Annotated in this window: 23 protein-coding genes and 1 pseudogene; 12 read left to right on the top strand and 12 right to left on the bottom strand. The window is 70.1% G+C overall.

The window, feature by feature from the left end; translation table 11 throughout:
- Positions 1 to 37 precede the first annotated feature (37 nt).
- Positions 38 to 502: a MarR family winged helix-turn-helix transcriptional regulator gene (locus tag OG841_RS07925; protein ID WP_371564196.1), complete on the top strand. Its 465-nt coding sequence runs from the start codon at positions 38 to 40 to the stop codon at positions 500 to 502.
- On the opposite strand, the gene OG841_RS07920 is transcribed toward OG841_RS07925, so the two are convergent.
- Positions 503 to 1,549, bottom strand: coding sequence for a DUF3048 domain-containing protein (locus OG841_RS07920; protein WP_371564194.1), 1,047 nt, complete (start codon positions 1,547 to 1,549; stop codon positions 503 to 505). It lies immediately after the preceding gene.
- A gap of 169 nt (positions 1,550 to 1,718) precedes the next feature.
- Here OG841_RS07920 and OG841_RS07915 point away from each other — a divergent pair, with 169 nt between their 5' ends.
- Positions 1,719 to 2,909, top strand: coding sequence for a zinc-dependent alcohol dehydrogenase (locus OG841_RS07915; RefSeq protein ID WP_365119073.1), 1,191 nt, complete (start codon positions 1,719 to 1,721; stop codon positions 2,907 to 2,909).
- Positions 2,910 to 2,918: 9 nt separating this feature from the next.
- Here OG841_RS07915 and OG841_RS07910 read toward each other — a convergent pair whose 3' ends face one another.
- Positions 2,919 to 3,980, bottom strand: coding sequence for an ATP-dependent DNA ligase (locus OG841_RS07910; protein WP_328642096.1), 1,062 nt, complete (start codon positions 3,978 to 3,980; stop codon positions 2,919 to 2,921).
- Positions 3,981 to 4,054: 74 nt separating this feature from the next.
- Between OG841_RS07910 and ligD the strand changes: the two genes are divergently transcribed.
- Positions 4,055 to 5,086, top strand: a complete 1,032-nt coding sequence (gene ligD / locus OG841_RS07905) for a non-homologous end-joining DNA ligase (RefSeq protein ID WP_328642097.1) — start codon at positions 4,055 to 4,057, stop codon at positions 5,084 to 5,086.
- On the opposite strand, the gene OG841_RS07900 is transcribed toward ligD, so the two are convergent.
- Positions 5,073 to 7,265, bottom strand: a complete 2,193-nt coding sequence (locus tag OG841_RS07900; RefSeq protein WP_328642098.1) for an OmpL47-type beta-barrel domain-containing protein — start codon at positions 7,263 to 7,265, stop codon at positions 5,073 to 5,075. The genes ligD and OG841_RS07900 overlap by 14 nt on opposite strands.
- Entirely contained in the window at positions 7,265 to 9,763 is a 2,499-nt protein-coding gene (locus OG841_RS07895; RefSeq protein WP_328642099.1) for a ThuA domain-containing protein, read from the bottom strand. Before OG841_RS07895 ends, OG841_RS07900 begins: the two co-directional genes overlap by 1 nt.
- Before the next feature lie 189 nt (positions 9,764 to 9,952).
- Here OG841_RS07895 and OG841_RS07890 point away from each other — a divergent pair, with 189 nt between their 5' ends.
- The 3 genes from OG841_RS07890 to OG841_RS07880 all read left to right on the top strand — a co-directional run bounded on the left by OG841_RS07890 (position 9,953) and on the right by OG841_RS07880 (position 13,040).
- Positions 9,953 to 10,933: a multicopper oxidase domain-containing protein gene (locus OG841_RS07890; protein WP_328642100.1), complete on the top strand. Its 981-nt coding sequence runs from the start codon at positions 9,953 to 9,955 to the stop codon at positions 10,931 to 10,933.
- Between the two features lie 14 nt (positions 10,934 to 10,947).
- Positions 10,948 to 11,862 (top strand): ornithine cyclodeaminase family protein, encoded by a 915-nt coding sequence (locus tag OG841_RS07885; protein WP_365119078.1) that lies wholly within the window; start codon positions 10,948 to 10,950, stop codon positions 11,860 to 11,862.
- 152 nt (positions 11,863 to 12,014) lie between these two features.
- Positions 12,015 to 13,040, top strand: a complete 1,026-nt coding sequence (locus OG841_RS07880; RefSeq protein WP_371564189.1) for a LacI family DNA-binding transcriptional regulator — start codon at positions 12,015 to 12,017, stop codon at positions 13,038 to 13,040.
- A 13-nt stretch (positions 13,041 to 13,053) separates the two neighbouring features.
- On the opposite strand, the gene OG841_RS07875 is transcribed toward OG841_RS07880, so the two are convergent.
- A complete protein-coding gene (locus tag OG841_RS07875; protein ID WP_371564187.1) occupies positions 13,054 to 13,845 on the bottom strand; it encodes a VOC family protein in 792 nt (263 codons plus the stop codon).
- 226 nt (positions 13,846 to 14,071) lie between these two features.
- On the opposite strand from OG841_RS07875, the gene OG841_RS07870 reads away from it, so the two are divergent.
- Positions 14,072 to 14,320, top strand: coding sequence for a WhiB family transcriptional regulator (locus OG841_RS07870; protein ID WP_266514717.1), 249 nt, complete (start codon positions 14,072 to 14,074; stop codon positions 14,318 to 14,320).
- 91 nt (positions 14,321 to 14,411) lie between these two features.
- Here the strand turns inward: OG841_RS07870 and OG841_RS07865 are convergent, their stop codons facing one another.
- The 5 genes from OG841_RS07865 to OG841_RS07845 all read right to left on the bottom strand — a co-directional run bounded on the left by OG841_RS07865 (position 14,412) and on the right by OG841_RS07845 (position 19,451).
- Positions 14,412 to 15,710: a PP2C family protein-serine/threonine phosphatase gene (locus OG841_RS07865; RefSeq protein WP_328642104.1), complete on the bottom strand. Its 1,299-nt coding sequence runs from the start codon at positions 15,708 to 15,710 to the stop codon at positions 14,412 to 14,414.
- A gap of 93 nt (positions 15,711 to 15,803) precedes the next feature.
- Positions 15,804 to 16,565 (bottom strand): IclR family transcriptional regulator, encoded by a 762-nt coding sequence (locus OG841_RS07860; RefSeq protein ID WP_328642105.1) that lies wholly within the window; start codon positions 16,563 to 16,565, stop codon positions 15,804 to 15,806.
- Positions 16,566 to 16,919: 354 nt separating this feature from the next.
- Entirely contained in the window at positions 16,920 to 17,900 is a 981-nt protein-coding gene (locus OG841_RS07855) for an acyl-ACP desaturase (protein WP_328642106.1), read from the bottom strand.
- Between the two features lie 209 nt (positions 17,901 to 18,109).
- Positions 18,110 to 18,886, bottom strand: a complete 777-nt coding sequence (gene ddaH / locus OG841_RS07850; protein ID WP_328642107.1) for a dimethylargininase — start codon at positions 18,884 to 18,886, stop codon at positions 18,110 to 18,112.
- A gap of 130 nt (positions 18,887 to 19,016) precedes the next feature.
- Positions 19,017 to 19,451 (bottom strand): DUF6194 family protein, encoded by a 435-nt coding sequence (locus tag OG841_RS07845; protein ID WP_371570608.1) that lies wholly within the window; start codon positions 19,449 to 19,451, stop codon positions 19,017 to 19,019.
- Between the two features lie 51 nt (positions 19,452 to 19,502).
- Between OG841_RS07845 and OG841_RS07840 the strand changes: the two genes are divergently transcribed.
- Positions 19,503 to 20,219, top strand: coding sequence for a MerR family transcriptional regulator (locus tag OG841_RS07840; RefSeq protein WP_371564183.1), 717 nt, complete (start codon positions 19,503 to 19,505; stop codon positions 20,217 to 20,219).
- Here OG841_RS07840 and OG841_RS07835 read toward each other — a convergent pair.
- Positions 20,188 to 21,810, bottom strand: coding sequence for an ABC-F family ATP-binding cassette domain-containing protein (locus tag OG841_RS07835; RefSeq protein ID WP_371564181.1), 1,623 nt, complete (start codon positions 21,808 to 21,810; stop codon positions 20,188 to 20,190). The two genes, OG841_RS07840 and OG841_RS07835, sit on opposite strands and share 32 nt — an antisense overlap.
- 283 nt (positions 21,811 to 22,093) lie before the next feature.
- On the opposite strand from OG841_RS07835, the gene OG841_RS07830 reads away from it, so the two are divergent.
- Together OG841_RS07830 and OG841_RS07825 are read left to right on the top strand one after the other, a co-directional pair.
- Positions 22,094 to 22,741: a GOLPH3/VPS74 family protein gene (locus tag OG841_RS07830; protein WP_328642110.1), complete on the top strand. Its 648-nt coding sequence runs from the start codon at positions 22,094 to 22,096 to the stop codon at positions 22,739 to 22,741.
- A 162-nt stretch (positions 22,742 to 22,903) separates the two neighbouring features.
- Positions 22,904 to 23,107: pseudogene (locus OG841_RS07825) on the top strand (isocitrate lyase/phosphoenolpyruvate mutase family protein); the annotation flags it as partial.
- A gap of 127 nt (positions 23,108 to 23,234) precedes the next feature.
- Here OG841_RS07825 and OG841_RS07820 read toward each other — a convergent pair.
- Positions 23,235 to 23,651, bottom strand: coding sequence for an SsgA family sporulation/cell division regulator (locus OG841_RS07820; RefSeq protein ID WP_328642111.1), 417 nt, complete (start codon positions 23,649 to 23,651; stop codon positions 23,235 to 23,237).
- A gap of 242 nt (positions 23,652 to 23,893) precedes the next feature.
- Here OG841_RS07820 and OG841_RS07815 point away from each other — a divergent pair, with 242 nt between their 5' ends.
- Together OG841_RS07815 and OG841_RS07810 are read left to right on the top strand one after the other, a co-directional pair.
- Positions 23,894 to 25,006, top strand: a complete 1,113-nt coding sequence (locus tag OG841_RS07815; RefSeq protein ID WP_371564179.1) for a WD40/YVTN/BNR-like repeat-containing protein — start codon at positions 23,894 to 23,896, stop codon at positions 25,004 to 25,006.
- Positions 25,007 to 25,056: 50 nt separating this feature from the next.
- Positions 25,057 to 25,386: a plasmid stabilization protein gene (locus OG841_RS07810; RefSeq protein WP_328642112.1), complete on the top strand. Its 330-nt coding sequence runs from the start codon at positions 25,057 to 25,059 to the stop codon at positions 25,384 to 25,386.
- Positions 25,387 to 25,388: the final 2 nt, after the last annotated feature.

The raw sequence follows: 25,388 nt of genomic DNA, 5'->3' as shown, positions 1-25,388 counted from the left end.
TCTTCAGTGCACCAACCAAAACGACTCGGGAGCGCACATGGCAGCGGTGGACCTCACCACCCATCCCGGGCACCTCGCCCGGCGGCTCCAGCAGGCGCACTACCTGCTGTGGAACACGATGGTCTCCGAGGAGATCACCTCGCCGCAGTTCGCGGTCCTGAACGCATTGGTCGCCGAACCGGGGCTCGACCAGCGCACGGTGGGGGAGCGGGTGGGTCTCGACCGGTCCACCATCGCCGAGGTCATCAGCCGGCTCGGCAGGCGCGGACTGCTCGACAAGGTCCGCGACCCCCAGGACGGCCGCCGCTTCCTGCTGCGCCTGACCGACGACGGGGTGCGCACCCACCGCAAGCTGACCGTGCGCACCGCCCGGATGAACCAGGTCTTCCTGGCCCCGCTCTCCGCCGCGGAACAGGGCCAGTTCTTCGAGCTGATCCGCCGGGTCGCGGACGCGGCGGAGGGGCTCCGCAATCCCGCGGATCCCCTCGTCACCCAGCCCTGATCACGCTTTCGCGAAGACGATCCACACCTGGCCCTTGGCGAAGTTCACCCGGGAGCCGTCCTTGGTGGCGAACTCCGTACCGTCCGTGGCCTTCGGCCGCTTCCAGTTCACGTCGTACGCGCGGCCGTCGCGCAGCACCTTCGCCCTGCCCGAGCCGACCGTCACCGTGTACGGCGTGTTGTTGCCGAGGAAGTCGTGGAAGGCGGACTTGCGTACCTTCACGTACTGCACGACGACCGTGGCCGGGGCCAGCCGCTTTCCGTCGGACGTCACGTCCGGGGTGCCGTCCATCGAGACCAGCCAGCGTTCCCGGCTCTGCGACCAGGTGAAGGTGAAGCGGGCGGCCGGGAAGCGGACCGTCTCCGAGGCGTCCTTGGTGCCGCCGGCGGGCGCGGGGCCGTACTGGAAGCCGGTCGTCAGCGCGGCGGCGCCCGGCGTGGCGGGCACCAGGCGCTTCGGGTGCAGGAAGAGGTTGTGCGGGGAGACCTTGCCGGCACCGCGGAAGTAGGCGCGGGACGCCTTCTCGGGGGTCTGGGCGACCAGTGGCGCCCCGTTGATCAGGGGCATCAGCTTGCCCTGGGCACCGGAGAAGGCCAGCGTCGGATGGTCGAACTGCCGCAGCAGCTCCAGGTCCGACTCGCGGGCGCTGCGGACCGGGCCGACGGCTGTGGGCAGCTTGGTCGCGTACACCGCCATGAGGCGGCTGAGCCCGCCCTCGACCTGCTCGGCATAGACGACGTCGGCGGAGTCGATCCCGGTCTGCGGGCGGGCCGTCCGCACGTTGTCGATCTTCACGGCGAGCACGGCGGGATGGTCGGCCTTCTCGCTCGGTTCCGACGTGTTCGGTGGTGAAGTATTCGGTCCATCCGTCCGGAACTGTCCGCGTCCGTCGTCGGCCGGGGCATGGGGTGTGCCGTGTCCCGTGCAGCCCGCGGCGAAGAGTCCCGTGGCGGTCAGCAGTGCCGCCGCCGTACGGGCGCGTCGTGCGCGCCCCCTGTGTTCCGTGTCCACCATGCCCGCCATGCCCACCGTACCCACCCGTCTCATGTCTTTGATTGTGCGCTTATAAGTTCATTGGTGGCCATACCCGTCTGTTTCTGATTAGTCGCGTCGAGTACGCCGATCGGCCCTGGATCGCGGTTCGGCGGAGTCGCCTCGGGTACCCGGGGCGCCTACCCAGGACCGACACGCGAGGTGACGGAGGGAGTGCCCGGCGATGAAGGCTGTGACCTGGCAGGGCAAGCGGGACGTACGGGTGGAGGAGGTGCCCGATCCGAGGATCAAGGAACCGACGGACGCGGTCATCCGGATCACCTCGACCGGATTGTGCGGCTCCGACCTGCATCTCTACGAGGTGCTGACCCCGTTCATGACGCCGGGTGACATCCTCGGCCATGAACCCATGGGCATCGTCGAGGAGGTCGGCGCCGCGGTGCCGGACCTCTCGGTGGGCGACCGGGTCGTCGTGCCCTTCCAGATCGCCTGCGGCAACTGCTGGATGTGCATGACGGGGCTGCCGACCCAGTGCGAGACCACCCAGGTCACCAGCGAGGGCATGGGTGCCGCCCTGTTCGGCTACACCCGGCTCTACGGCGCCGTGCCGGGCGCCCAGGCCGAGTACCTGCGGGTCCCGCAGGCCCAGTACGGGCCGATCAAGGTTCCCGAGGGCCCGCCGGACGACCGCTTCGTCTACCTCTCCGACGTGCTGCCCACCGCCTGGCAGGCCGTCGCCTACGCGGACATCCCCGAGGGCGGCAGCGTCGCCGTGCTCGGTCTCGGCCCCATCGGCGACATGGCCTGCCGGGTCGCGCAGGTGCGCGGCGCCGGGCGGGTCTTCGGCGTGGACCTGGTGACCGAACGGCTGCGGCGGGCACGCACGCGGGGCGTGGAGACGTACGACCTCAGGAGCTTCGACAGCGAGAAGGAGCTCGTCCAGGCGATCCGCGACGAGACCGACGGACGCGGCCCGGACGCCGTCATCGACGCCGTCGGCACCGAGGCCCACGGCAGCGCGGCCGCCCGGCTCGCCCAGAACGCCTCGGCCCTGCTGCCCAGGAAGCTCAGCGGGCCGTTCGCCGAGCGCTTCAGCATCGACCGGCTCGCCGCCCTGCACACCGCCATCGAACTGGTGCGCCGCGGTGGCACGCTCTCCCTCACCGGCGTCTACGGCGGCACGGCCGACCCGCTGCCCATGCTCACCATGTTCGACAAGCAGATCCAGATCCGGATGGGCCAGGCCAACGTGCGGCGCTGGAGCGACGAGATCGTCCCGTACCTGACGGACGAGGACCCGCTCGGCGTCGACGACTTCGCGACCCATCACGTGCCGCTGTCGGACGCCCCGCACGCGTACGAGATGTTCCAGAAGAAGCAGGAGGGCGCGGTCAAGGTGCTGATGCGGCCCTGACCCGGCGCGTCAGCCCAGGATCTCGTCCAGGTCGTAGCGCACCGGCTCCTCCAGCTGTGCGTACGTGCAGCTCTCGGCCGTCCGGTCGGGCCGCCAGCGGCGGAAGCGGGCGGTGTGGCGGAACCGTACGCCGTTCTCCATGTGGTCGTACGCCACCTCCGCCACCCGCTCCGGCCTGAGCGGCACCCAGGACAGGTCCTTCTTCCCCGACCAGCGGCTCGGCGCCCCGGGCAGCCGGGCGCTCTCGTGCGCGGCCTCCTCCGCCCAGGCCGCCCAGGGGTGCCCGGAGGCGTCCTCCATCCGCAGCGGCTCCAGCTCGTCGATCAGCTCGGCGCGCCGCTTCATGGGGAAGGCCGCGGACACGCCGACGTGCTGGAGGGTGCCCCGGTCGTCGTGGAGCCCCAGCAGCAGGGAGCCGACGACAGGGCCGCTCTTGTGGAGCCGGTAGCCCGCCACCACCACGTCCGCCGTGCGCTCGTGCTTGATCTTGAACATGGCGCGCTCGTCCGGCAGATAGCGCAGGGTGAGCGGCTTGGCGATGACACCGTCCAGGCCCGCGCCCTCGTACTGCTCGAACCATTGGCGGGCCACGTCGATGTCCGTGGTCGCCGGTGCGACGTGCACCGGGGCCGTGACACCGGACAGAGCCGTCGTGAGCAGCTTCCTGCGGTCGGTCAGCGGGACGTTCAGCAGGGATTCGTCCTGGAGGGCCAGCAGGTCGAAGGCGACGAAGGAGGCCGGCGTCCGCTCGGCGAGCGTCCGCACCCGCGAGGCCGCCGGATGGATGCGCTCGGTCAGTGCGTCGAAGTCCAGGCGGCCCTCCCGCGCGATCACGATCTCGCCGTCCATCACGCACCGCTCGGGCAGACGCGCCGCGAGTGCCTCCACCAGCTCGGGAAAGTACCTGGTCAACGTCTTGCCGGTACGGCTGCCCAGCTCGACCTCCGCCCTGTCCCGGAAGACGATGGCGCGGAACCCGTCCCACTTCGCCTCGTAGTGCATGTCCGGCGGGATCGTCGCCACCGACTTGGCGAGCATGGGCTTCACGGGGGGCATCACCGGCAGATCCATGGTCCTGATTCTGCTGGGAGCCGATGCTTTTCGCCTGATGTGCGAGGTGTGCTCCACGGGCCTACCGTGGCGGAATGGGTGACGCGGTGGAACTGGAGGCGGGCGGCCGGACCGTACGGCTGTCCAGCCCGGACAAGATCTTCTTCCCGGAGCGCGGCTTCACCAAGCTGGACCTCGCCCGCTACTACCAGGCCGTCGCCCCCGGCATCCTGCGCGCCCTGCGCGACCGCCCCACCACCCTGGAGCGCTACCCGGACGGTGTGACCGGCGAGAACTTCTTCCAGAAACGGGCGCCCAAGAACATGCCCGACTGGATCCCGACCGCCCACATCACCTTCCCCAGCGGCCGCAGCGCCGACGAGATGTGCCCGACCGAGGAGGCCGCCGTCCTGTGGGCCGCCCAGTACGGCACCCTCACCTTCCATCCCTGGCCGGTCCGCCGTGACGACGTCGACCGTCCCGACGAACTCCGCATCGACCTCGACCCACAGCCCGGCACGGACTACGACGACGCCGTGCGCGCGGCTCATGAACTGCGGTCGGTGCTCGAGGAGTTCGGCGGTCTGCGCGGCTGGCCCAAGACCTCCGGCGGACGCGGCCTGCATGTCTTCGTGCCGATCGAACCGCGCTGGACCTTCACCCAGGTGCGGCGGGCCGCGATCGCGGTCGGGCGTGAGATGGAGCGCCGGATGCCGGACCACGTGACCATCAAATGGTGGAAGGAGGAGAGGGGGAAGCGCATCTTCATCGACTACAACCAGACGGCCCGCGACCGCACGATCGCCTCCGCCTATTCGGTACGGCCCCGCCCGCACGCCCCCGTCTCCGCACCCCTGCGCTGGGAGGAGGTCGGCGAGGCGCACCCGCAGGACTTCGACATCGCGACCATGCCCGCGCGCTTCGCCGAACTGGGCGATGTGCACGCGGACATGGACGATCACGCGTTCTCGCTGGAGGCCCTGCTGGACCTGGCCCGCCGTGACGAGCACGACCACGGGCTCGGCGATCTGCCGTACCCGCCCGAGTATCCGAAGATGCCGGGGGAACCCAAGCGGGTACAGCCGAGCCGGGCCGCTTCGAAGAAGACGCCTCCTACAGCTCCTTGATCCTGACGTCCCGGTACGAGACCACGTCCGTCGTGCTGTGCACCTGGAGCCCGATGTAGCCGGAGGCGAACCGCCGCCCGTCCGTGCCCGGGTCGTCCGAGCGGGCCGGGTAGAAGTCCTGACCGCCGAAGTTGTCGAACTCGTTGATCAGCACGCCGTTGCGGTAGACCGAGTAGTGCTGGTCGACCACACGGATCTCGTAGTCGTTCCAGGTGCCCTTCTGGGTGACGCCGGCACCGGCGAGACCCACCCGGTCGAAGCCGTAGATCGACCCGGTCTTGTACATGTCGCCGTCGGGCCGGTCGAGCACCTGCACCTCGTGGCCGTACTTGATGGCGGCCCATTCCGGCCGGGGCTCCTCCGGGTTGTCGTGGACCCACGGGAACCGCACGAACACACCGGAGTTGGCGTTCCCGGTGCCCGGGGCGTCGTCCCGCCACTGGAGCTTGAGCGAGAAGTCGCCGTACTTGCGCTCCGGGAACCAGAGCATGCCGAGGCCGTCCTTCGTGGTGCCGGAGGTGATCGACCCATCGCCGTTGGGCGCGAACGAACCACCGCCCACCTGCTGCCACTTGGCGAAGGACGCCGCGCTGCCGTCGAGGATCGTGCGGTAGCCCTCGGTCTGCCCCGGCTTGCCGATGCCGGACTCACGGGCCGCCGCGTCGATGGCGTCGTACTCACGCTCGTCGACGACCCCGTCCCTGAAGAGCTTGTCCAGGACGGACTTCACGTGCTTGAGGAACAGCGCGTGAGACGTCCACTCCTTCTCGTCCTCGATCAACTCGTTGATACGGCACCGGCTGTTGGTGATCCGGTTCGGCACCCCGGAGTCGACCGTGCCGACGATCACCGTCAACCGCTCGTCCAACTCCGCGCAGTTGGGCGCCGGGACCTGACTGGAGACCACCGTGAAGGTCACCGTGCGCGCGGCCGAGGTGTTGCCCGCCTTGTCCGTCGCCCGGTACGCCAGGGTGTGGGTGCCCGCCCGGTCGACGACCACGGGAGCGGTGTACGCCAGATACGGTCCGGCGTCGATCGAGTACTCCGCCCCCGCGACACCCGAACCGCCCTCGTCCGTGGCGCTCACGGTCACCTTGGCGTTGCCCACGTACGCCCCGTCGGAGTTCCGCGTGCCGTCCACGGTCACACCGGTCACCGGTGGGGTGGTGTCCTGCGGGGCCGTGGCGACCACCGTGAACCGGACGCTCTTCTCGGCGGCCACGTTGCCCGCCTTGTCGGTCGCCCGGTAGCGCACGGTGTGGGAACCGACCTGATGCACCATCACAGGCATGGTGTACGGCTGCCAACTCCCGTCGTTCACCGTGTACTCGATGGTGTTGACCCCGGATCCGGTGTCGGAGGCCGACACGGTCACCGTCGCCATGTCGAGGTACGTGCCGTCGGGGTTCTGCTCGCCGCTGACCGTCGCCGAGGTGTTCGGCGGAGCGGTGTCGTCGGAGGGGCGGGCGACGACCGTGAAGTCGACACTCTTCTCCGCGGAGACGTTGCCCGCCTTGTCGACGGCTCGGTAACGCACCGTGTGGCTGCCGACCTGGTCGAAGACGACCGGGGCGGTGTACGGCTGCCAGGCGCCCGTGTCCCCGGTCGCGTACTCGATCCGGTCGACGCCGGAGCCGCCGGCCTCGTCGGTCGCGGTGACCGCCACGCTCGCCGAACCGACGTACTGGCCCTGCGCGTTCTGCGTGCCGGTCACCTGGGTCGCCGCCGAGGGCGCGGTGGTGTCCTCGCCGCTGCCCTCGGTCACCACGAGGATGCCCTGCATCTGCCCGTGGCCCGGGATCGTGCAGTGGTAGAAGTAGCGGCCCGGGGTGAGCGTGACCTCGGCGCTGTGGCGGCCGCCCATGTCGTCGTTCGGGTTGGCGAGGATGTTGAGTTCGACGTCGTTGTTGAACTCGGGGTCGCTGGTCACGAAGGTCAACGTGTGCGGCATACCGGTGGTGTTGCCGGTGGCCGTGCTGTTCTCGAAGACGATCGTGGCCGAGCCCGCGACAGCCGTCGTCGGGACGGAGTTGTACTTGGTGATGTCGTCGCCGGCGGTCCAGGTGAGGACCTGTTCCGCCGCGTCCGTCCGCTCGGGTTGTGCCGTGGATGTCGACTGCAGACCGAGCATCATCAGCAGGGCGGCCAGCAGAACGGTCAGAGGTCGTTGTCGGCGCATCACTGTCCTCCCCGAACCAGCTGTCCGGCGGCCGGGGTGGGCCCGCCGCCCTGGTAAGTAACCCGCCACAGCGCCGACTTGGCGTCCGAGGTGAAGAAGCCGCGCCCGTAGTCGAGGACGTACAGCGCGCCGTCCGGACCGAACTTCCAGTCCATGAGGTTCTTGATGCCGTCGTTGCCGATCGGCACGATCTTCTTGAGCGACTCCGAGTGGACGGGCAGTCCACCGTCCCCGTGGTTCTTCGGATCGGTGATGACGGCGTTGCGCGGCTGGTCGGCGTCGTAGAAGTCACCGACGAACCACTTGCCGTCCCAGTAGGAGGGCCACTTGACCGTGCTGGTGGCCGAGGCGGTGGCGTAGCGGTAGACCGGCCCGTTCATCGCGGCCTGGCCGCCGCCCTTGAGCCACGGCAGCAGGTACGTGGCGTCCTCCTGCTTGTAGGAGGGGATGCCGTTCGCGTCGCGCGGGTAGTCCGGGGCGCCGCCCTGGGGCGAGTACCAGATGTTGTTGCCGGTGACGGGCGGGAGATTCACCAGACCGTCGTTGTTGGGCGACTCGTTCTTCGGGTGGTCGCAGTCGTACCAGCCCAGCGGCTGGTTGGGATCCGGCAGGTTGCGGTCCCGGTAGGGCTGCTTGTTGCCCATGCAGTACGGCCAGCCCCGGTTGCTCGCCTTGGTGATGACGGCGAAGGTGTCGTACTTGGCCGGTCCCCAGGTCGTCGAGGGCGCGCTCGCGTCCGGGCCGACCCACCCCGCGTACAGGATGTCGGTCTTCTTGTCGACGAAGATGCGGGCCGGGTTCCTGACGCCCATGACATAGATCTCGCCGCGGGTCTTGCCGCCGCCCTCGGCGGTCTCCTTGCCCGTGAAGAGGTTCCCCTCGGGCAGCGTGTACGTCCCGTCGGGCTCCGGGTGGATGCGCAGGATCTTGCCGTTGAGGTTGTTGGTGTTGCCGGCGGTGCGGCGCGCGTCCGCGAAGGAGACGCCCTTGAAGTTCGGCTGCGGGTTGTTGCCGGAGTAACCGCCGCTGAAGCCACTGGAGTTGTTGTCGCCGGTCGCGATGTACAGGTTGCCCTTGGAGTCCCAGGACATCCCGCCGCCGGCGTGGCAGCAACTGTGCACCTGGACCGGCCACTTGAGCAGGACCTTCTCGCTGTTCAGGTCCAGCTTGTTCGTCGCCGGGTCGAGCGTGAAGCGGGAGACCCGACGCTCGGCGATCCGGGTGTCACGGTTGAGCCGGTCGTGCGGGGTGTAGTGCAGATACACCCAGCCGTTCTGCTCGAAGCGCGGGTCGAGCTCGATCCCGAGCAGGCCTTCCTCGACCTTCACCAGCTCGTCGCCGCCGCCCTTGTTGCCGAAGACGGTCAACTCGCCCGCCAGGGTGACCTTCTTGGTCGCCGGGTCGTAGACGTGGATCTGGCCCTTGCCCTTGCCGACGTCCGGGTTGTTCCAGTCGGTGATCACCGGCTGGGAGGAGTCGGCGCCACCCCGGCCGATGTACAGGACGCGCCCGTCGGGGGCGGTGACCAGGCCGTGCGGCTCGCCGATCTGGTCGCTCTGCCCCGCCTGGTTGGGCTGGGTGAGGCGTTCGGCCTTGTAGTTGGCGTTGATGGTCGCCTTGCAGTCGGCCTGCACGAGCCGTGAGGTCCACAGCAGCGCACCGCGCAGATGGGTCCGGAAGTCGGTCTCGTCGTACGAGGCCACCGTGCCGCCCATGCCGGTGTAGAAGGACCGGCCGCCGTCGTAGTCGCGGCACCAGCTCACCGGGTGGTCCCAGCCGTTGGCGCTCGCGCCGGGCTGGTAGGTCGACTCGCGCACCCGGGCCACGGTGTGCACGTCGCCGGACGGGTTCTTCGTCCAGTTGAACCACTGGTCGGGACGCTTCCACTGCACCGGCAGATCCTTGGTCGCCGGATGCTGCCGGTCGCCCACCTCAACGGTGGCCCGCTGGACGGCCGTCGGGCTGGAGGCGGCCGGACGGGCGCCGACGAGGCCCGTGAACCAGTCGGAGTACGGCTCGGCGCGGGCCGCGTCATGGATGCCGACGAAGCCGCCGCCCGCCTCCATGTAGGCCTCCAGGCCGGCCTCCTGGTCGGGGTCGAGGACATCGCCGCCGCCGGTCAGGAAGACGATCGCGTTGTAACTCCCCAGCGCCTTCTCGTCGGTGAAGACTCTGGCGTCGTCCGTGGCCTCGGTCTCGAACCGCTGGTTCACGGGACCGGACAGCCCGATCTTCTCGACGGCGGCGATCCCGGCGTTGACGACCGGTGACTCGTCCCCGGCGGCCGCGGACCCGTAGAAGACCAGCACCCGTACATCGGCGCCGCCCGGGGGCGACTTGACGGACATCGTTGTCGCGGACGGATCGGGAGCCGGCAGCGCGCCCGCCGCCGGTCCGGACATCAGCCCGGCGGCGACGACCCCCGCGGTCACGGTGGCCGTCCAGACCCGTCTTCTCGTGCTTCCTCCGCTTCTCGCGCTCAACCCTCGTAAGTGCATGGGCACCTCCTCGGTCACAGCAACAGCGCCATGGAAGCTAGACCCCTTTGCGTCACTCGCCAATACCTATGACCGGGATCGGTCGAACTTTGTCCTGAGTGTGGATAAACGACTCGGAGGCCGGTACCGTCTCACAGGTTCATCACAGGCACGTCTCCGCAAAATCCGTATCACGGTGGGGAGTTCCGCATGGGCGCACTGGACAGACGTGGGTTCAACCGGCGGGTGCTGCTCGGCGGTGCGGCTGTCGCGACATCGTTGTCCCTGGCGCCGGAGGCCCGGAGCGACACAGGTCCGGCGCAGGCGGCCCCGGGCGGCGGCGAGGTCAAGCGCATCAAGCTGTACGCCGAGAAGCTCGCCGACGGGCAGATGGGGTACGGCCTCGAGAAGGGCAAGGCGACCGTCCCCGGCCCGCTCATCGAGCTCAACGAGGGTGACACGCTGCACATCGACTTCGAGAACACCATGGACGTCAGGGCGAGCCTGCACGTCCACGGCCTGGACTACGAAATCTCCAGCGACGGCACCAAGTTGAACAAGAGCGACGTCGAGCCGGGCGGCACCCGCACCTACACCTGGCGCACCCATGTGCCGGGCCGCCGGAGCGACGGCACCTGGCGGGCGGGCAGCGCGGGCTACTGGCACTACCACGACCACGTGGTCGGCACGGAACACGGAACCGGCGGTATCCGCAAGGGCCTCTACGGACCGGTAATCGTCCGCCGCAAGGGCGATGTCCTCCCGGACGCGACCCACACAATCGTCTTCAACGACATGCTCATCAACAACAAGCCCGCACACTCGGGGCCCGACTTCGAGGCCACGGTGGGCGATCGGGTCGAGTTCGTGATGATCACCCACGGCGAGTATTACCACACCTTCCACATGCACGGTCACCGCTGGGCGGACAACCGCACGGGCATGCTCACCGGCCCCGACGACCCGAGCCAGGTCATCGACAACAAGATCGTGGGCCCGGCGGACTCCTTCGGCTTCCAGGTGATCGCGGGGGAGGGGGTGGGGGCGGGCGCCTGGATGTACCACTGCCACGTGCAGAGCCACTCCGACATGGGCATGGTGGGCCTGTTCCTGGTGAAGAAGACGGACGGCACGATCCCCGGGTACGAGCCGCACGAGCACACGGAGCACCAGGCCGGGCACGCGCACTGACGGATCATGGACGGGTGACTCTTCTTCTCACTCGTGGTGATCTGGAAGCGGTGCTGGAGCCGGGAGCCTGCATCGACGCCCTGCGGGAGGGCTTCCGGCACACGGAGGCGGTGCCGATCAGGGGACAACGGGTGCGCACGGACCTCCCGTTCCCCGGTACGGCCACCGCACTGATCCCGGGCCTGCTCCCCGGTATCCCGGCCTACACGGTGAAGGTCAACGCCAAGTTCCCCGCCGCCCGGCCGGCCCTGCGCGGGGTGATCTGCCTGCACAGCGGCGCCGACGGCGAGTTGCTGGCACTGCTGGACTCGGCGACGGTCACGGCCTGGCGCACAGGCCTCGCGGCCGCCCTGGGCACCCATCTGCTCGCCGGCCGGGGAGACGTCGTCGGAGTGATCGGGGCGGGCGCACAGGCCGAGTTGATGGTGCGGGGCCTTGGGACGCTACGGCCCCGCAGCGCCCTCGTCGTCCAGGACACGTCCGCCGACCGCGCCGCGGAGTTCGCCGCGCGGCACGGTGGACGTGTGGTGTCCTCCGCCGTGGAGGTCGCCCAGGCCGCCGACATCGTCCTGTCGGGGACCTGGTCGAGGGAACCACTGCTGCACCTGCGGGACACCAGGCCGGGCCAGCACTTCACGAGCCTGGGCGTGGACGAGCCCGGCAAGGCGGAACTGGCCCCCGATCTGCTGGGCGCCGCGCTCCTGGTGGTAGACGATCGTGAACTCACGGCGGGCGTGGGAGTGCTGAGGACGGCCGACGCGACCCTCGGCGAGGTGACACGGTCCGAGCACCCCGGCCGGACGACCGAAACGGACCGCACGGTCTACGCCCCCGTGGGCATGCCCTGGCAGGACCTCGCGCTGGCCTGGACGGCGTACGGGCGAGCCGAGCGGGAGGGGATCGGGCGGCGGGTGGATCTGCTGGCCTGAAGCCCTTCACGAGTGGTCCAGCACTGACCGGTGCAGGGTGCCCGCGTCAGTGATCCCGGTGCGCAAGCCTCTTTCGCCCACCCCGAGAGCGCTCTCACCGCTCGTCCATCCGGGGCTATCCTGATCCGCACCCGCTGACGAGGAGCCCCCAAGTGACCGACACAGTGCCGCGCCCCACACTGGAGGCCGTGGCGGCCCGGGCCGGGGTGTCGCGGGCCACCGTGTCCCGGGTGGTGAACGGCGGGGACGGGGTCAGGGAGCCGCTCGTCGAGCGGGTGCGCCGGGCCGTCGAAGAGCTCGGTTACGTCCCCAACCAGGCCGCCCGCAGTCTTGTCACCCGGCGCCATGACGCCGTCGCCGTGGTCGTGGCCGAACCGGAGACCAGGGTCTTCGCAGACCCTTTCTTCGCGCTGCAACTCCGGGGCATCAGCAAGGAGTTGACCGCCCACGACAATCAACTGGTGCTGTTGCTCACCGAGGGCCGCGACGACCACGCCCGCGTCGGACGCTACCTCGCCGGAGGCCACGTCGACGGGGCGCTCGTCTTCTCGCTGCACCTCGACGACCCGCTGCCGGAACTGATCCAACGGGCCGGTGTCCCCACGGTGTTCGGCGGCAGGCCCGGGTGGAGCGACGGGACGACGGATGTCGTGTACGTCGACAGCGACAACCGGGGCGGTGCCCGCGAGGCCGTGCGGCATCTCGTCGGACTCGGGCGCACCCGTGTCGCCCACATCACCGGCCCCCTCGACCAGACCTCCGCCGCCGACCGGCTCGACGGCTACAAGGACGTCATGGGCGACGCCGACCCGGAGCTTGTCGTGCGGGGCGACTTCACCCCGGCCGGCGGGGAGCGGGCGATGCGCGAACTCCTCGACCGGTGCCCGGACGTGGACGCGGTGTTCGCCGCCAACGACCTCACCGCGTCCGGCGCCCTGCGCGTGCTGCGCGAGCGGGGGCGCCGGGTGCCCGAGGACGTGGCGGTGATCGGCTTCGACGACATGCTGCCGGTCGCCGAACAGACCGATCCGCCGCTGACGACGGTCCGTCAGGACATCGAGGAGATGGGCCGGTTGATGGCCCGCCTGCTGCTGCGAGACCTCGACCGAAGGAGCGGGGGAGCCACACCGGCCGGTGTCGTCCTGCCGACCACGCTGGTCCGCCGCGCCTCGGCGTGATCCCCCGCCCCGGTCACGTCTGCTGCGGGGCGCTCTTGATGATCGCGAAGCGGGCGCCGTACGGGTCGGCCAGCTTGGCGACCCGGCCGACGCCCGGCACGTCCGTGGCGGGCAGCCGGATGCTGCCGCCCAACTGCTGTGCCTTCGCCACCGTATCGTCCGTGTCCGTGACCTCGAAGTACGGCATCCAGCACGCCCCGGCCCGCGCCTCCAGTGGATCGTCGGCGAACGGGACGATGCCGCCGAACATGGCGTCCTCGCCCTGCCCGTCCGGCAGCACGGTCGTGTACGTGCCGCCCGGGAAGTCGACCCCGTAGGTCTCCAGGCCGAGAGTCGCACGGTAGAAGTAGGCGGCCATCGGCAGGTCGGCCGTGTACAGCTCGACCCAGCACAGCGAGCCCGGCTCCTGGGTGACCTGGAGCCCCTTGTTCTGCTTGGGCTGCCAGATGCCGAAGGGCACACCCGCCTTGTCGGCGAGGATCGCCATGCTGCCCTGGCCCATCACGTCCATGGGCTGCATCAGCACCGAGCCGTGCGCCTGCTCGGCCGCCTTCGCGGTGGCGTCCGCGACCGGGGTCTGGAAGTACACGGTCCAGGAGGGCGGGCCCTGCTCCGGTGTGGTCTGCATGCCGCCTGCGGCGGTTCTGCCGGCGAGCTGGAAGAAGCCGTAACCGCCGGCTTCCGGCGGGCCCGGCTGGAACTCCCAGCCGAACAGGCCGCCGTAGAAGGTGGTGGCGCCGTCGATGTCGGGGGTACCGAGGTCGAGCCAGTTCGGAGCGCCGGTGACATAACGGGTCGTGAGCATCTCTGCACTCCTCTGAGGGGTCCCGTTGCCTGCAGTGCCGAGTCTGGCACCGTCCACTGACAATCGCCGCCGGGACGACGCAGCGGCCCGTCGAATGAACCGCTTCCGCGCGCCGCCGTGCACCCCCGCACCGGCCGGAGGACCATCGAGGCGTCCGGAGGCCATGAACAGGGCCGTTGATCGCGCGTTGATCGAACGTTTTTCGCTGCCCGGCACGATCTCGGCCATGCACATCGACACCATCACCCCGACCGACCCCGCCTGGCAGGCGCAGGCGTTGTGCGCGCAGACCGGGGCGGACTTCTTCTTTCCCGAGCCGGGCAGCTCGGTACGAGAGGCGAAGCGCATCTGCGGCATGTGCGAGATGCGCTCGGCCTGTCTCGAGTACGCCCTGGCCAACGACGAACGCTTCGGCGTCTGGGGCGGCCTCTCCGAGAAGGAACGGCTGGCGATCAGGCGGGTGGAAAACCGATGAGCCGACGGGCCGGGAGAGCGGTGAGGATCCCGGAGCGCACCCGGGCGTAGCGCAGAGGCAGGCGCACCGCCTTGCCGAGGCGAGACACGCGTTACGCCGTTGACCAGGGGTTTACCTCCTCAGGGAGGCGTTCTGGTCGCCACGTCGACCGCGCCCGTGGCAGAGGCCCGGGATCGCGAGGGGACGGAGCGCGTGAGCCGCTGCAACGACCGGCGTCCGACACCGCTCCGGGAACGGCGGCTTCGCTTGCGGAAGCGGGCGGTTTGCGGAGCAGGAGCAGCGCCGCGTCGTCGTGCAGTCGGCCGCCCACATGGGCCAGCAGTTCGTCATGGAGCGCGGTGAGGGTGCCGGCCGGCTCGTCGGACAAGTGGCGGGCCAGCCCTTCGGCGAGCGGGTAGAACTCACGGCCGTGGTTGCGGGCCTCGGTGACCCCATCGGTGTAGAGCAGCAGTTGATCCCCCTCGGCGAAAGCCAGCACCTGGAGGCCGGGGGTCTCGTCCGTGAGGGCGCGCAGCCCGAGGGGCGGGGCCGGATGGGAGGGCTCCACCGCCACCACGGTGCCGGATTCGCGCACCAGCAGCGGAGGCGCGTGGCCACAGTTGACCATCTCCAGATGGCCTGCCTGCGGGTACCCGGCGACCACGGCGGTGACGAAGTCGTCAACACCAAGGTTGCGCGCCAGACTCCGCTCGATTCTGTCGACGACGGCGAGGAGATCGGGCTCGTCGTAGGCGGCCTCACGGAAGACACCGAGTACGAGTGCGGCGGTCCCCACGGCCGGCAGCCCCTTGCCGCGCACATCGCCGACGATCAGTCTGACCCCGTACGGGGTGGGCACCAGCGCGTAGAGATCCCCGCCGATACGGGCCTCCGCCGCCGCGGCGCTGTAGCGGACGGCCACCTGGAACGGGCCGACAGTCGCCGGTACGGGCTTGAGGAGCGCATGCTGGGCGGCCTCCGCGACCGAGCGGACGGCCGCGAGGACCCGTTCACGACGTCCGCGCAACGCGCTGGCGAGGCCACTTGCCAACGTGACGGCCGCCAGGGCGGACAGTACGGCCGTCAGCTCATATCCCGGAACGCCGTCCCGGGTTCCGAGCGTCGCGCCCAGGACCGCGGCGAGGATGCCGACGCAGAGGACTCCGCGCGGCCCGCCGGTGGTGGCGGCCAGTGCCGGCCCGGCCGCGAGGAGTGGCAGCCAGATCGTCCCTGCTCCGCACATGACTGCGACGAGCACGATGAGGGAGACGATCAGCACGGGCAGTGCGGGTGTACCGGCGGCCAACTGTGCGACGACACGCTTCCGGGCCGCCGACCCGGGACCGGCCGCTCGGTTCCTGAACGGGCGAATCAGCCATGGGTCGCCGTCGTGGTTTCGAACCTGACTCATGCTTCGTCCGTAGTCCTCACCTTGTGGGGGGTGCTGAAATGTCTCTTTCATCCAGGAAAGAGGTATAGCCCGGGAGCCACAAGGAGGTGGTTTTCAGATAGTGAGCGAGAGACCCCTGGTCACGCGACTCGCGGCCGGGATCAGCCGCGCCAGGATCTCCTCGAGTCGTGAGAGCCGGTCCGCCCGCAGTGAGACGCCGAGCGAACCGAGTGTGTCCCCGTTGTAGACGGGCACGGCGACACAGATCGTACCGAGGGAATACTCCTCCATGTCCGTGACGGCCGGGGCCACGGGTGAGGAGTCGAGTCGCCGGAGCAGTTCCGGAGGGCTGGTGATGGTCCGTGGTGTGAGGTCGGCGAGGGAGTGCCGGGAGAGGTAGTCCTTGCGTGAGGCGTCATCCAGTTCTCGCAGCACGGACTTGCCCAACGCGGTGGCGTGCCCCGCGTCCTCGAATCCCACCCAGAGGTCGACACGGGGCGCCTGGGGGCCGTCGACGATCTCGGCGACTCGAATCTCGCCCTCCTCGTAGAAGGTGAGGTAGGCGGCGGTCGCGAGCTCGTCCCGCAGAGCGGCGAGTGTGGGACGGATGCGGCTGAGGAGCGCCTGGCCCCGGCTCGTGGTGTGCAGCGTCTGCACCTTGTCGCCCAGGACGAACCCGCCGTCGTCCAGCTTCCGTATGTATCCGTCGTGGACCAGCGTCCGCAGCAGGTGATAGGCGGTGGCCAGGGGCAGTCCCGTCTCACGTGCCAGTTTCTTCGCCGGCGCACCGTTCTCGTGCGCGCTCACCGCCTCCAGCAGGCGGAGGGCACGCTGCACGGATGTGATGAGCGTAGGGCCACCGTCGTGAGCACCCATACGACCAGCGTGCGCCGAGCACACGACGCAGGCAAGGTGCGCGCCCTTTCTCGGCTTGCCGCCGCATCGACGTGCTGCACGCCATGCTCAAGCAACGCACCCAGAGGCAGGCGCACCGGTCGCCAGAACCGGAGCACGCTGGTGCGCATCGATCCGCCCCGCCCCCTCCCGGCAGGATCAGACGATCGCGCACGCCGTCATGATCAGCTCAGGCGCCGTTCCGTGGAACGTGCCGAAGAGCTGCGCCAGGAAGCCGACGGCCCGCTGATCCTTGCTGCTGTCATGCGTGGCCGCATGATGACCCAGGCGACGGGCGGCCCGCACCGGATATTCGGCGGGCCGGTCAGGTCGGCGTCAGGCCCCTGCCGCGCGAGCCGCCATCCGCGCCTTGCGCGCCGCCAGCTTCTCGTCGAACTTCGACGCCTCCGCGTCCAGGCCGCTCATGTACAGACCGAGTTCCTCCTGGGCCTTGAGGCCCTCGGGGCCGAGACCGTCGATCTCCAGGACCTTCAGGTAGCGCAGGACGGGCTGGATGACGTCGTCGTGGTGGATGCGCATGTTGTAGATCTCGCCGATCGCCATCTGCGCGGCGGCCCGCTCGAAGCCGGGCATGCCGTGGCCGGGCATCCGGAAGTTCACGATGACGTCGCGCACCGCCATCATCGTCAGGTCGGGCGCCAGCTCGAAGGCCGCCTTCAGCAGGTTCCGGTAGAAGACCATGTGCAGGTTCTCGTCGGTGGCGATGCGCGCCAGCATGCGGTCGCAGACCGGGTCCCCGGACTGGTGGCCGGTGTTGCGGTGCGAGACGCGGGTCGCGAGCTCCTGGAAGGAGACATAGGCCACCGAGTGCAGCATCGAGTGGCGGTTGTCCGACTCGAAGCCCTCGCTCATGTGGGCCATCCGGAACTGCTCCAGCTGGTCCGGGTCCACCGCGCGCGAGGCGAGCAGATAGTCGCGCATCACGATGCCGTGCCGGCCCTCCTCGGCGGTCCAGCGGTGCACCCAGGTGCCCCAGGCGCCGTCGCGGCCGAAGAGCGAGGCGATCTCGTGGTGGTAGCTGGGGAGGTTGTCCTCCGTGAGGAGGTTCACGACCAGGGCGATCCGCCCGATCTCGGTGACCTTGGACTGGCCCTTCTCCCAGGCCTCACCGTCCTCGAAGAAACCGGGGAAGTTGCGGGCGTCGCTCCACGGGACGTACTCGTGCGGCATCCAGTCCTTGGTGACCTTGAGATGCCGGTTGAGTTCCGTCTCGACCACTTCCTCCAGCGCGTACAGCAGTCGCGCGTCGGTCCAGGCGGAGGACGGGCTGCCGAGGTGAGGGGAAGTGATCGTCACAGGTGCTCCAGGGGGACGGGGTGAACAGTTGAGGGGGATCGGCGAGCGGTGCCGGGTAACCTACGGAATCGTAGGCTACGAAACCGTAGGTTACGAGACCGTAGGTTAAGTGTGCCGTAAAGACCCCTGACCAGCGGTGTTCCCCGGGCATGACAAGCGGCCCCGGGAGCCGCAGGTCCGGGGCCGTTGGGGATGATGCGCACACCCGATCAGGCGTACAGGTCCCGCAATCGAACTGAGAGACACGTCACACAGCCTTCGAGCTTCTCGAACTCGCTGATGTCCACCACAACCGGTTCGAAACCGAGGTCGGTGAGCAGCTCCGCCGTCTTCGGCGCGCTCGCCGCCATGAGCAGCTTGGGGCCGCCGAGCAGGACGACGTGGGCGCCGGCCTCCTCGGGCACGGACAGGAAGCGCGGGAAGAGCGCGGGCCGGTCCACCTTGGGGATGTGCCCGATGACGGTTCCGTCGGGCAGCGCGGTGACCGCCGACTTCAGGTGCAGCACCTTGTTCACCGGTACGGCGACGACCTGGGCCCCGAGCGGTTCGAAGGCGGCCCGCAGCTGTTGGACGCCGGCCGCGTTGGTACGCCCGCCCCGGCCGACGTAGATCGTGTCACCGATCTTCAGCACGTCACCGCCGTCCAGGGTGCCCGGCTCCCAGATCCAGTTCACCGAGCAGCCCAGGCGCGCCACGGCCTCCTCGACGCCGATGGTCTCCTCGCGCCGGGACTCCGCGCCGGAGCGGGCGATCAGCGCGACGTTCTTGTACATGACCACCGTGTCCTCGACGAACACCGAGTCCGGGCAGTCGTCCTCCGGGTCCACCTCGACGGTCTCCCAGCCATGCGTGCGCAGGGCCTCGACATACGTCTCCCACTGTTCGAGCGCGAGGTCGACGTCGACCTTCTCCCGCTCGACGTGCGTCACCAGACCTTCGGCGAGGCGCGGGCTGGGGCGGCGGACGAGGGCCTTCTTGCTGGGCACGAGGGGAACTCCGTATCGGCGGGACAGGGGCGGCATCCGTGACGGGCGCCGGTCAGCCATCATGCAGCGCCGGTCCGTGTCGACAAAACCCCCGGAGTCAGGCTGTGGCCCTCCTGAGACGCTCCACGGCTCACGAGCGCCGCCGCGCCGCACGCGCGCGTGCCGCCTCGTGGGCCTCACGCAGCAGTCGTACGACGGTCCCGGTCGTCCGCTCGCCCGGATTCACGACGCAGATCCAGCCGAGGGGGCCGTAGACCGGGTGCGGCAGCACCACGTCGGCCGCCGCGAGGTCGTACCGCGCCCCGACAAGTTCCGGAAGCGCCGTCCGGCCGACATGGACGTTGACCCGCCAGCGGCCCGGGGGGTCGAGGTCGGACGCGCTGTCGTCGGGGTAGTTCTTGGTGACGATCGTGCCGTAGGGCTGTGTGGCCGGGGGTATCCGGCCGTCGGGGGCGTAATAGAAGAACGCGTCGCCCCACGCGATCTCGGGAAAGTCCCCACCCGGCTCCGGGACGACCACGAGCGCCCCCTCGAAGCCGCGCACGGTCTCGATGATCTGCTCCATACTCATGGTTCAAGCGTGACCTTCAAGTGCTCATGTGGGGTTGGCCGAACGATGCGCACCGTCGACGTCGCCAGGGAGTCCGGGTACTCGGTGCAGCAGGTGCGCGACCTGGAGCGGCTGGGGGTGATTCCGCCGGCCGTACGGTCGGACAACGGCTACCGCTCCTACACGCCGCTCCACGTGCACGCTCTGCGCGCCTATCGGGGACTCGCCGGTGCCGTCGGCCCCGTCGAGTCCCGGCGCCTGCTCGCCGAGCTGCGGACGGCGACGATCGAAAAGGCGGCCGCGGAGATCGACGCGGTCCACGCCCGGCTCGCGCGGGAACGCGAGGAGGCTCTGCGCGCCCAGCGGGCGCTCCAGGGCATCCAGGCCGAAGAGGACGGCCGGGACGACGAGTCCATGACCATCACGCAGCTCGCGGAGGCGCTCGGAGTGCGGTCCTCCACCCTCAGGTTCTGGGAGCAGGAAGGGCTTGTGCTCCCCGAGCGGGTGACCACCCTGCGCGCGCGTCGCTACGGGCCGGCGGCCGTCGGGGCGGCACGGGTCGTCGCCGCCCTGCGCGCGGGCGGTTACGGCATTCCGGCCGTGCGTGAGGTCATGGGCTCCCTGGACGGCCGCGACGGACTGGAGGACGCCCGGCGCATCCTGCGGGGACGGCTCGACCAGCTCGCCGCCCGGAGCGTGGCGCTGCTCCGGGCGGGCGCGGATCTGGCGGCCGTCGTCACCGCCGTGGACGCTACGCAGGGAACTCCAGGGCCTCCGGAGTGACCTCCCGCAGCTCACCGTCCAGCATCAGCCAGCGCGTGATGGCGAGCGACTCCAGGAACGGCAGGTCGTGACTGGCCACGACCAGCGCGCCCTCGTACGACTCCAGGGCTGATGTCAGTTGCCGCACGCTCGCCATGTCGAGGTTGTTCGTCGGCTCGTCGAGCATGAGCAGCTGAGGTGCGGGCTCCGCCAGCATCAGCGCGGCCAGGGCCGCCCGGAAGCGTTCGCCACCGGACAGCGTCGACGCCTGCTGGTCGGCCCTGGCGCCCCGGAACAGGAAGCGGGCGAGACGGGCCCGCACCCGGTTGTTGGTGGCACCCGGCGCGAACCGGGCCACGTTCTCGGCGACCGACAGCTCGCCGTCGAGGACGTCCAGGCGCTGGGGCAGGAAGCGGAGCGGGACATGCGCCGTCGCCTCGCCCGACACCGGCTCCAGTTCCCCGGCGATCGTGCGCAGCAGCGTCGTCTTGCCCGCGCCGTTGCGCCCGATCAGCGCGACCCGCTCGGGGCCCCGCAGATCGAGCCCGCCCTTCACCTGTGCGCCGTAGGCGAGTTCCAGGTTCATGAGGGTCAGCACCGTACGGCCCGGCGGCACGGCCGTGTGCGGCAGGTCGACGCGGATCTCGTCGTCGTCCCGCACGGCCTCCACCGCCTCGTCGAGCCGGTCCTTGGCCTCGGCGAGTTTCTCCTCGTGCATGATGCGGTGCTTGCCCGCGGACTCCTGTGCCGACCGCTTGCGCGCCCCCATGACGATCTTCGGCTCACGCTTCTGCTCGAACATCTTCTGGCCGTACCGCTTGCGCCGTGCCAACTTGACCTGGGCGTCGACCAGTTCGCGTTTCTGCTTGCGGAAGTCGGATTCGGCGACCCGCACCATCCGCTCCGCCGCGTCCTGTTCGACGGCCAGGGCCTCCTCGTAGGCGGAGAAGTTGCCGCCGTACCAGGTGACCTCCCCGGAGCGCAGATCGGCGATCTGGTCGACCAGGTCGAGGAGTTCGCGGTCGTGGCTGACCACGACCATGACCCCGGGCCAGGAGGCGACGGCCGTGTACAGGCGCCTGCGGGCGTACAGGTCGAGGTTGTTGGTGGGCTCGTCGAGAAGCAGGACGTCCGGGCGGCGCAGCAGCAGCGCCGCCAGCCGCAGCAGCACCGACTCGCCGCCCGAGACCTCGCCGATCCGGCGGTCCAACTCGATGTGGCCGAGCCCGAGTTCGCCGAGAGTGGCCAGGGCCCGCTCCTCCACGTCCCAGTCGTCGCCGACCGTCTCGAAGTGCTCCTCGGCCACGTCGCCCGCCTCGATGGCGTGCAGGGCGGCGCGCTGCGCGGCGATGCCGAGCGCCTCGTCGACCTTCAGGCCGGTGTCGAGCGTGACGTTCTGCGGGAGGTGAGCGACCTCGCCCGCCACCCGTACGGCACCGTCGGCCGGAGTGAGTTCACCGGCGATGAGTTTCAACAGGGTTGATTTCCCCGACCCGTTGATGCCGACGAGACCGGTCCGGCCGGGGCCGAAGGCGATGTCGAGGCCCTCGAGGACGGGGGTGCCGTCGGGCCAGGAGAAGGCGAGCGAGGTGCAGGTGATGGAAGTAGACATACGAGTCTCCGCGGTTGCTCGAAGCGAGAAGGGGCAAACGCGTATCGAGACACCCGCGGCGACGGGAGACGAGAGGAAACCGGAGGGCGGGGACAGGGCCCGGCTCGTCGGAACGGCTCGTGTGCCGAGGTCGCACGCAGCGCACACACCTCAGGTGTGTGACACGGTGTCTCAGGACCTCAGACGAGCAACGTCCTTCTCCGATCGACGACAACAGAACCGTTGTACAACGTACGAGGCGGCCGCAGGGCTGTCAACGAGTTAATGCTCCTTAGGAGGCCCCGTGCCCGTCGGCCCGCTCTCCCTGCCGGCTCACCTCTACCTGCTGGCCTGGGACACCTCGAAGTCCGAGATCACCGGTGTCGCACAGATTCCCCAGCTGGTCCGGGCCGGTGCGCTCACCGAGCTGGCCCAGCGCGGGCTGCTCGTCGACGACGACGGCATCGCCACGCCGGTCGACATGGACGCGTCCACCGGCGACGCCGTCCTGGACGGACTTCTCGAACTGGTCCGCGAATCCCGGCCGCACCGGTGGCAGTCCTGGGTGACGCTCCACGCCCGGATCACCCTGGACGCCGTACGGGAACAGCTTGCCGCCGGGGGATCTCTGCGGGCGCGGAAGAGGCGGGCCCTCGGGCTGTTCCCCACGGTCGAGTACGACCTGGCGCGCCCGGCCGCGGTGGAGGCGCTCCAGGAGGAGGCACTAGGGATCCTGCGGGGGCCGGTCCCGGCCGTGGACATCTCCGACCGGGACGCGGCCGTGGTCGCGCTCGCGGCCGCCGCCGGGCTGCGGACCCTGCTGTCCCGCAAGGAGTCGCGCGACACCCGGGTCGAGGAGCTGATCGAGCGCAGCGGACAGGCGGCCCCGGCACTGCGGAAGGTCGTCCATGAGCTGCGCGGGGCGGTGGCGGCGGCCTCGGCCGGAGCCTGAACACCGGCGCGGCGCCGCCGTGGCCGGCACGAGAGCCGGGCTCTGCTGAACCCTGGGCGCTGCGGAACGTGACCGCTTGGACCGGGAGCAGGCTCTGGGGGCCGTGAGACGGATCGCCGCCGAGGTCGGCGTGCTGGTCAGCGCGGACATCGAGAGCGGGCGATCGATGAGCCGGCCGAGCGTGTCGCCGCGGCCAGCGAGGCCGCCGACGCCGAGGGCGTGCCGGTGTTCGTGAACGCCCGGATCGTTCCTGCACCGCACCGCACCGCACCGCACCGCACCGGACCGGTAGGGGAGCGGGCCGCCGCCTACCTCGCCGTGGCTGCCGACGGGAGCTTCGTCCCCGGGGCCGTCGACCCGGGGACCGTCGAACTCCTGGTCGACGGCGTGGACGGACAGATGAACGTCATGGCCGGATCCGGCACCCGCCCGTCGCCGAGCCGGCCGACGGGCTCGACCACGGCGAGCTCAACGTCCTCTTCGGTGGCCCGCCTCAGTAGGCGTCCCGCATCAGCTCCGCCAGGTCGTGGTCGAGGTCGAGCTGGAGGTGCTCCAGGCCGGTCGGCACCAGATCGTTCGTCGCCTCCAGGAACCGGCGCAGCTCACCCGTGCGCACATGCACGACGGCGGTGCCCTCGGGGGCGTGGAACTCGAGAACGGTGCGGTCGTAGCCGTACGGCCGCACCCGGACGTCGCCGTGGCCCTCGGGCTCGTGCAGGCCGGTGCTGAGCAGATCGCGGCTGAAGGTCCAGCAGACCTCGACCCCCTCCAGGGTGGCCGGGGCGGGGAAGGTCATACGGACCGCGAACGGATCACAGCGGTCGTAGTGCAGTGTGGCGGGAATGCTCGGCATCCGCGGTGCCGCGGCGACGAGACGGGCCTCGACGGGCTGCTCGATGACGGTGGACAACGCCTTGCTCCCTTATGACGGCTGGTGGGGCTTAGGGGTGAGGACGGGCACTGGAAGAGACGACGGAATGAGCCAATCCGTGTACACGAAAGTCGAGTGACCTCTGTCACCGTCTTCATGCACCAGTGTGATTCAGTCGTCTTCCCGTGCCCCTAGGGGCACTTGGGGCGACCCCCGCACCCCCGGGCGGACGACCGAGGGCATCTGGACGGCGCCGGGAGCGTGGGCTAGCTTCGCCCGCCATGAGGCGCTTGGGAAACACGCGAGGCAAGAGATGTACGGGCCTGACGAGCCGGACCATCGCCGTGGGGGTGGCCTGTGCGGCGGCGCTGGCCGCCCTGGCCGCCGTACCGGCCGAGGCGCACGATCCCGACGGCCGCACTCCGCACTGGGAGCTCAAGGACAGCGGTACCCCTGAGGTGCGGTTCCGTGGGTTGTCGGCCGTCAGCCGGGACACCGCCTGGCTGGCCGGTACCCAGGGCACCGTGCTGCGCACCACGGACGGCGGCGCGAGCTGGCGAAACGTCTCGCCGCCCGGCACCGCCGAACTCCAGTTCCGCGACATCGAGTCCTTCGACGCGCGCCGGGCCGTGGTCCTGGCCATCGGAGAGGGCGAGGCGTCCCGTGTGTACCGCACCGACGACGGCGGCGCGACCTGGACCGAGTCCTTCCGCAACACCGACGCCAAGGCCTTCTACGACTGCCTCACCTTCTTCGACCACCGCCACGGCCTCGCCATGAGCGACCCGGTGGACGGGAAGTTCCGCATCCTGTCGACCGCCGACGGCGGCCGCTCCTGGAAGGTGCTGCCGAACACCGGGATGCCGGCCGCGCTCGACGGCGAGGCCGGCTTCGCGGCGAGCGGGCAGTGCCTGGTCAGTTCCGGGCCACGGGACGTCTGGCTGGCCACCGGCGGGGCGGCACGCGCGCGTGTACTGCACTCCGCCGACCGGGGGCTGACCTGGACGGCCTCCGACACGCCGATCCCGGCGGGCGACCCGGCCAAGGGTGTCTTCGCGCTCGCCTTCCGCGACCGCGCGCACGGACTCGCGGTCGGCGGCGACTACCGCCCCGACCAGAGCTCTCCGCAGGCCGCCGCCCGAACCGGCGACGGGGGCGACTCCTGGCGGCCCGCCGCAGTCCCGGTGAACGGCTACCGCTCCGGAGTGGCCTGGCTCCCGCACAGCCGCACCTCCGCCCTCGCGGTCGGCCCCGCCGGCACCGACCTCACCAGGGACGGCGGCCGGACCTGGCGGATCGTCGACACCGGCTCGTACGACACCGTGGACTGCACGGTCGACGGCGGCTGCTGGGCGGCCGGGGAGAAGGGGCGGGTGGCACGTCTGGAGGGCTGAGTGGCGGAATGTGGGTACCCGGTCGCCGACGGCGAAAGGAGTGATCCCTCATGCCGGCCGGTTCGAGCTCCAAGCGCGAGCGTCAGTACGAGCACATCAAGGAGAGCGCCCAGGACCGGGGCGAGAGCACCGGACGGGCCAAGGAGATCGCGGCGCGGACGGTCAACAAGGAACGCGCCCGGTCCGGCGAGTCCAAGACCGCCAGCCGTACCTCGACCCAGGACATGTCCTCGGGCAAGCGGGGCGGCGAGCGGTCAGGCAAGGGCTCCCAGGGCCCGACCTACGACCAGCTCTACGAGGAAGCCAAACGCAAGGGCGTCAAGGGCCGTTCGGACATGAACAAGAGCGAGCTCCAGCGTGCTCTGGGCGGCAAGAGCTGACC

It is taken from the genome of Streptomyces canus (assembly GCF_041435015.1).
Classification (GTDB): Bacteria; Actinomycetota; Actinomycetes; order Streptomycetales; family Streptomycetaceae; genus Streptomyces; species Streptomyces canus_G.
This window is presented reverse-complemented; position numbering and strand designations above follow the sequence as displayed.